Origin of the sequence: uncultured Clostridium sp. (genome assembly GCF_963527835.1) — a bacterium.
GTDB lineage: Bacteria > Bacillota > Clostridia > Clostridiales > Clostridiaceae > Clostridium.
In genome coordinates, this window is the sequence record NZ_CAURTC010000014.1 from 61,655 (window position 1) to 69,375 (window position 7,721).

6 protein-coding genes and 1 riboswitch are annotated in these 7,721 nt (G+C 25.5%); of the genes, 2 read left to right on the forward strand and 4 right to left on the reverse strand.

The window, feature by feature from the left end:
* Positions 1-32: 32 nt before the first annotated feature.
* Positions 33-770 carry an AraC family transcriptional regulator gene (locus RYM86_RS08940; RefSeq protein WP_315079711.1) on the forward strand — a complete coding sequence of 246 codons (738 nt, stop codon included), beginning with the start codon at positions 33-35 and terminating at the stop codon, positions 768-770.
* A 147-nt stretch (positions 771-917) separates the two neighbouring features.
* On the opposite strand, the gene RYM86_RS08945 is transcribed toward RYM86_RS08940, so the two are convergent.
* Both RYM86_RS08945 and dapA read right to left on the reverse strand, forming a co-directional pair.
* Entirely contained in the window at positions 918-2,579 is a 1,662-nt protein-coding gene (locus tag RYM86_RS08945) for a sulfate permease (protein ID WP_315079712.1), read from the reverse strand.
* Positions 2,580-2,858: 279 nt separating this feature from the next.
* Positions 2,859-3,728, reverse strand: a complete 870-nt coding sequence (gene dapA / locus RYM86_RS08950) for a 4-hydroxy-tetrahydrodipicolinate synthase (RefSeq protein WP_315079714.1) — start codon at positions 3,726-3,728, stop codon at positions 2,859-2,861.
* 131 nt (positions 3,729-3,859) lie between these two features.
* A riboswitch (Lysine riboswitch) is annotated at positions 3,860-4,027 on the reverse strand.
* 785 nt (positions 4,028-4,812) lie between these two features.
* On the opposite strand from dapA, the gene RYM86_RS08955 reads away from it, so the two are divergent.
* Positions 4,813-5,616: an MBL fold metallo-hydrolase gene (locus tag RYM86_RS08955; RefSeq protein WP_315079715.1), complete on the forward strand. Its 804-nt coding sequence runs from the start codon at positions 4,813-4,815 to the stop codon at positions 5,614-5,616.
* Positions 5,617-5,990: 374 nt separating this feature from the next.
* On the opposite strand, the gene RYM86_RS08960 is transcribed toward RYM86_RS08955, so the two are convergent.
* Together RYM86_RS08960 and RYM86_RS08965 are read right to left on the reverse strand one after the other, a co-directional pair.
* Positions 5,991-6,740, reverse strand: a complete 750-nt coding sequence (locus RYM86_RS08960; protein ID WP_315079716.1) for a TSUP family transporter — start codon at positions 6,738-6,740, stop codon at positions 5,991-5,993.
* Between the two features lie 84 nt (positions 6,741-6,824).
* A complete protein-coding gene (locus RYM86_RS08965; RefSeq protein ID WP_315079719.1) occupies positions 6,825-7,505 on the reverse strand; it encodes a TIGR01906 family membrane protein in 681 nt (226 codons plus the stop codon).
* Positions 7,506-7,721 lie beyond the last annotated feature (216 nt).

Sequence of the window (7,721 nt, forward strand, 5' to 3'; positions counted from 1 at the left end):
TAAACTATATTTGTATAATAAAGGAGGACAATTTGGAAACTAAAGAAAAAAAATTATTGTTTATCATTGAAAACTTTTATTTATGTACATCTATGCCAATAAAAGTTATAGATTCTATTGGAAAAATCATTTTATCAAAGGGTAATGATGAAAATTCTAATGAAGCTTTTATATATAAACATATAATAAATTTAATATATGAAAAACAAAATCTAAAAAACAATCTTCAGATAGTAGAACATTTTGATTTAAATTTTGCTATTTATCCCTATTTATTTAATGGTGATAATTTCTTTTTTATTTTAGGACCTTTTAATAAAGAAAAAATTGAGAATTCAAAGTTTATTTATAGACCATTACACTGTATACCTCATCTCGTGCAGTTACTATATAATTTTGATAATAATAAGCACACCTATAAACATGAGTATATAATAAATAAAATATACAGTTTTCATATAAAAAGAGCGTTAGAATATATACATAAAAATTATAAAAAAAATATTACTTTAGATGATATCGTATCTCATGTGAACATAAATAAAAGTTATTTTTGTAGTTTATTTAAAAAAGAAATCGGCAAAACTTGTACACAATATATAAATTCTTTGAGAATAAAAGAAAGTGAAGAGTTATTGCTTAATACAGAACTTTCCTTACTAGATATATCTTTAACTGTAGGTTTTAATAATCAAAACTACTATAATAATTTATTTAAAAAAGAACATGACATATCTCCTCTTCAATTTAAGAATAAACATTTTAATTAAAAAAACATAAAAAATAAGCATTTAAATTAAAAACCATCATAGAAAATAATTATAAAATTATTTTCTATGATGGTTTTTATATACTATACTTTATTTTTTAAATCTCATTTAATCTAATTATGTATAAAATAGATAGGTTTTAAAGATTTAGCTTACAAAACTAGATATATTTTTTATATATCTACTTGCTATAGTTATAGCTTCTCTCTTAGTGTTGTATATATTTTCTTCACCAATTGCATCTGCAATTCCCATATTTCCTAAAACATTTCTTGGTTGCTTTTGAACATGTGTTATTAAAAGTTTTATTTTATTTTTTCTACAGTGTTTAAGCAACTTATCTAATGCCTCTATTGCTGAAGCATCTATTGCGTAACTATGTCTCATGTCTAATATAAGAACTTCTGCTGTTGATTTAACAGCATTAACTTTAATTAAGAAGTCTTGTACAATTCCAAAGAATAATGGTCCATCCACTTGATAAACAAGTATCTTTCCATCTGCTTCTTTTAACATATCTAAAACTTCTTCATCAAATACCTCTTCATCTACTAAATCCCTAATAGCAGTTGTTTCAGATACTCTCTTCATAAATAAGAACATAGCCATAAGCATTCCGAATCCAATAGCTACTACTAAGTCAAACACTATAGTAAAGAAGAATGTTATAACTAATACAATAACATCACTCTTAGGTGCTTTTAATAATGACTTAAATGTTCTCCATTCACTCATATTATAAGATACAACAGCTAATATTGCTGCAAGAGATGTCATTGGTATTAATTTAGCAACCGGCATTAAAATTAACATAATAGCTAGTAAGGTTACAGCATGTACAACACCTGCTATTGGGCTTCTTCCACCATTTTTAACATTTGCTGCTGTTCTTGCTATAGCTCCTGTTGCTGGTATTCCACCAAATAATCCTGATACAATATTACCCATACCTTGTGCAACAAGTTCCATATTAGAATCATGAGTATCTCCGATCATTCCATCAGCTACTACTGCTGATAATAACGATTCTAATCCAGCTAATATAGCAATTGTCATCGCTGGTGCAAATAATTGATTTATTGTACTTATACTTAATTTAGGTAACATTGGCATGGGTATTGAAGATGATAATGTACTAAATCTATCACCTATAGTTTCTACTGGTAATTTAAAAATCATTACTAGTACAGTAGATACAACTAACGCCACTAATGAACCTGGTATTGTTTTATTAACTTTTGGCCATAAAGCAATAATAAGTACGCATAATATACCTATTAATAATGTTGAAGTACTTAATGTATTCATATGTGAAAAATAACTTTGCCATTTTGGAATAAATTCTGCTGGAACATTATCTATTCTTAATCCAAAAAAGTCTTTTATTTGAGTAGATAACAAGGTTGCTGCTATACCACTAGTAAAACCTACAGTTATTGTTTGAGGTATGTATTTAATTACTGTTCCAAATTTTAATAATCCCATTATAACTAGAATGATTCCTGCCATTATTGTAGCTGTAATTAATCCATCTAACCCATACTGTTGAATAATAGAATAAATTATAATTACGAAAGCTCCAGTTGGTCCTCCAATTTGAACTTTACTTCCACCAAAAAGTGAAATTACAAATCCTGCAAAAATTGCAGTAATAAGTCCCTTTTCAGGTGATACTCCTGATGATATTGCTAATGCTATTGATAAAGGTAAGGCTATTATAGCAACAATAATTCCTGATATAATATCTTTTGCTATCTGATTCTTAGTAATATTCTTTTGTTTTATCATTGTAAGTAGTTTAGGTAACATTATTTATATCTCCCCCTGCCATATTATTTAAAGCTACATTTTAGTAGTATTTTTAATTAAATTGTACATATCAATAAAAAAACTCAACTTATTTTAAAATTGAACGCAACTCTCTTATATTACTCCTAAATATTTCAATAGTCAAAAATATTTGGGAATATAAAAAAAATAAAACTAAAGAGATTTTAATCTCCTTAATTTTATTTATTTAAAAATATCCCCATATTTTTTACTTATTACTTATTGCTAATTGTCCTAGCCCCTTATATAAATAGTTATCTATAAAAATAACATATTATCTAATTTGTTCTTAAGTTCATCTGTTATATTAGTTAGTGGTAATCTAACTTCATCAGAATTAATTAATCCCATATTTTTTAAACAATATTTTAATGGAGTTGGATTAGGTTCATTAAATAATAATGGTATAACCTTAGAAATCTCTCTCCATGTTTTTAATGCTTCTTTATAATTATTTGATTTCATATCATTATATACTTTTATAAAACTTTTTGTGTTTAAACTTGCAGATGCTAAAATTCCACCATCACCGCCAAGCGCCAATGTAGTATAAAAAAGAGCATCTTCTCCTGTTAATATTGAAAAATCATCACTTGGTCTGTTTAATAATAGCTCTGAAGTTTGGCTTATATTTCCCGAGCAATCTTTTATTCCAACTATATTTTTTAGCTGTGCCAACTTATATATAGTATCATTTTCTATATTAACTCCTGTTCTATAAGGAATATTATATATTAGTATATTTCTATCTGTAGATTCAGATATGCTCCTAAAATGTTCATAAATTCCTCTTTGATTTGGTCTAGAATAATACGGTGCTACTGATAATATTCCATCAACATTATTATCTTTAGCTATCTTTAACCTTTTTATTACTTCAGACGTGTTATTTCCCCCAAGTCCTACGTAAACTTTTGTTCTACTATTATTATATTCCATTGTTTTTGATAATATTTCATTATATTCAAAAGATGATATTGTTGGACTTTCCCCAGTAGTCCCTAATGGTATTATCCCATCCACGCCTTGTTCTATATAATAATCTATCAACCTTTTATAACAAACAAAATCAACACAATTATCTTTAAACGGTGTTACAAGTGGTATTATTATTCCTTCAATTTTCATAATTAGCCCCCTCAAAATATTGCTATAAGAAAACCCGTTATAGTATTACTATAACGGGTAGAGTTTCATTGCTAAAGCTTATAAAAATATTACTTAAATTAAAATTTAATAATAAAAATAACATCTTAGTAAATCCTTGTAGCTCCCCACTTTCGTGACAGTTATGTATATATTCTATACATACCCAGAAATAAATTTTTGCTTGATTTATTTCTTCGGCCATTATACCTTTCCTTATTAATCAACGTTTGCCAACTCCTAAATAAGTACTCTTTATAAACAGCTCCTCTACCTTAGGTTTTCCGTATTCATTTTGATCATTATATCATTTTTAAACATTACTGTAAAGTACTTACAAGATATATTTAATATAATAATTGTATTTATTGATTTATGAACTAGCACTGAGACAATCAACTGTGGATTCTTTAGAGGTTTGATATTTAAGTTCCCCTTACTATTAAATGGGGGACACACTACCTTTATCCTCCATAGCTTGAACTATTTCAGGAATACATTTTTTCTTTTATTAATATATTTAATGAACAATTCACATCTGAATTGACTAATCCAAAACTTGATTTGAATAATCCTCTAACTACTCTACGAGTTTTATCGTAGTGTTTTTACCTACTAGTTCCAAATCGAAAACACTACGACCACTTGAATAATGTCTAACCATATTCATCTTTTACTGTAAGTTTTGAAACAATTCAAAATATATTCAAGTGTAATGTTAATTTAAGTTGGTATCGAGCCACCTTAAATTAATGCCCTTTAATCCTCCGAGATAAACAATAGAGGTTTTCGAGCATTTTATATAAATAAAAATAATTTACTATCTACTGCTTAGGCACAATCAAATAAATAAGAAGTCCATTTGCCAGCCTATTTTCCATCATGCTGCGTCGTCAACTTGACCTAATAGGCACGCTATGAGGACAATTCACCTTCTTGCCTGATGAAAAATATCCATTGCAACTTTGGTCTTATTATTTATTTTCATGTGACTTATTGTTATAAATACATATAAACTTTATAATTATACTGTCTTAAATAATGAATTATAGGGGGATGAAATCTTATGGAATCTATAACTATGCTTGGTATAGGCTCTGCTATGGTAACCAAATGTTATAATACTTGTTTCACTTTATCAAAAGGTAATGAGCATTTTCTTATAGATGCAGGTGGTGGAAATACCATATTATCAAATCTTGAAAAAGCAAACATAAAAATAAATCAAATACATAATATGTTTATATCTCATAATCACAATGATCATGTGCTAGGAAGTGTTTGGGTAATTCGTGCAGTAGCAAATGGAATGTTAAATGATAAATATGATGGTATTTTTAATATTTATTGCAACAAAAAATCCATTGAAGCTATAAAAACTATTTGTTCTTATGTGCTTCAAAATAAACTTTTAAAACTATTTGATAATAAAATTATATTTAATGAAATTAAAAATAATACTGAAGTTAATATATTAGGGCGAAGAACAATATTTTTTGACATACATAGCACTAAAGAATTGCAGTTTGGATTCAAAACATTTTTATCAAATGGTAAAACTTTAACTTTTCTAGGTGATGAACCATATAGAGAGATAGTAAAAGATTTTTGTGAAAATGTAGATTATTTATTTCATGAAGCATTTTGTTTATATTCTCAAAAAGAAATCTTTAAACCTTATGAAAAACATCATGCTACAGTTAAAGACGCCTGTAATAATGCTAAAATATTAGCTGTAAAAAATGTTATACTATATCATACAGAAGATAAAGATTTATTACATAGAAAAGAACTATATCTTAAAGAAGGTAAAGAAGAGTTTAGTGGTAACATATATGTTCCAGATGATTTAGAAATAATAGATTTATAAAAACAATATGGGACTAATTATATTTATGAAATTTAAATACTGTTGAATTAACCTCAATTGATTATATCCATAATAAGATAAATGCTTGTTTTGAAATAGCAAATAGGCACAGTTTGTAAGAATATTGTGAGTACTTATTAATATTAAAATTTTTTAGTTCAAAGTAAAATTTCTTATAATTACACAGAATATTAGATTTAAAAGATAATAAATAATTATAGATGTAAAATAAATAACAATATAAACGATATTAATTATAAGCTCTGTTTTTAATATAACTTATAATTAATATCGTTTAACATTTCTAATATATAATATTATTGTTTAATGTTTTTAATATAAAACTTACAAATGTTTAAAAACATAATAACTTTTTATATTAAATCAAGTATAACTTTTATAAATAATAAACCAATAGCTACAAATATTATTGGCTTTATTATCCTATCACCATTTTTAATAGCTAAATGAGCTCCCAAATAATTGCCAGCTATCGCACATATAGCTGCTGGTACTCCAATAGAAAACATAACTTTTCCACCTAATATATATGCTATTAATGCAGAAAAGTTAGATGCTAAGTTTACAATTTTGGCATTTCCAGATGCAGTTATAAGATTAAATCCTAATATTCCTGTAAAACATATAACTAAAAAAGTTCCAGTTCCTGGCCCAAAAAATCCATCATATGCACCTAAAAACAATCCAATAATAAAAGATAATATGTACAACTTTTTATTAGATATTTCTTTTTTATTCTTAATACTAAAATTTCTATTAAACAATAAAAATAATGAAACAATAGGCAAAATTATTATTAAACAATAATTTAAATATTTTTCATTTAACAATAATACTATTTGTGCCCCAAACCACGATCCTATTAATGCTCCTGCTGCAGATAATAATGCTGGCTTTATTTTTATGTTTCCACTTTTAAAAAACTTTATTGATGAAATCGAAGTACCAATACAACTTGCAAATTTATTAGTTCCATATGCAATATGAATTGGTATTCCAGCAAAAATATATGCAGGCAAAGATATTATACCTCCACCACCTGCTACAGCATCAATAATTCCTGCTAAAAATACAAGTGGACATATTATTAATAATACTCCCATATAATCCCCCTCAATTATTTACTATCTTATAAATTTTAAGGGGTATACAAATAAGTGTCAAACTATTAATACATTGTTATTTAACTATTTACAGTTTTTATAATAATATATTTTTGAAATTAATGCATGTACCAATATAAATATCAGTATAATTACACTCATTATCATAAAAAATTCTTCAGGTAATACATTAATTATTGGGTCCAAATCAGAGTCAAATACCCAGTAATTATTCCTAAAAAATATTTTATGAAAGGTATTAAATATTTGTGAAAAATTAATTAAAATACATAACATTAAAAATGTAAAAAATATAAGTATACAATTAGCACTACTATTTAATATATATTTTAACTCTATATAATTAGCACACCTTATTTTACCTCTTATAAGAAAGTATACTCCTATTAATATCATGACTAAAAAAATATACATATTTATATATATAAATATTTTTTTTACATCTTGAAAATGAATTTCTCCTTGAATACTCATAGGAAAATCAGGGAAATATAATTTTTCGATAAATGGATTTTGTAAATAAACTATTATTTTTTTATAGTTAATCATTAATTCTTCCACAGTTAATCCACTAATTTTTGATAAATTATATCTATATATAGTTAACTTATATATAAAAGTTAAATTCAATGCAATAATTACAGAAATTGAAAGTGTAAATAAAGCATTAAATATACCTAATACATAATTTATAAAATGTTTAGTTTTACAACCCTTATATGATATCTGTAAATTATTACTCATAAATTTCCTCCATAATCTTTATTTATGTAATACATTATAATTATACTCTAATCAAATGTGAAATAATACAAGTTATGTAATCTAATTTAAACTTTTAAATAAATGCCTAACATAATTTTTATAAACTTGTGGGTAAACTTGTGGATAAACTCAAAAAATGAAACTAAAAAAGAGATAGTTATAACAACTATCTCTTTAAGCTTACCTGGCAACGTC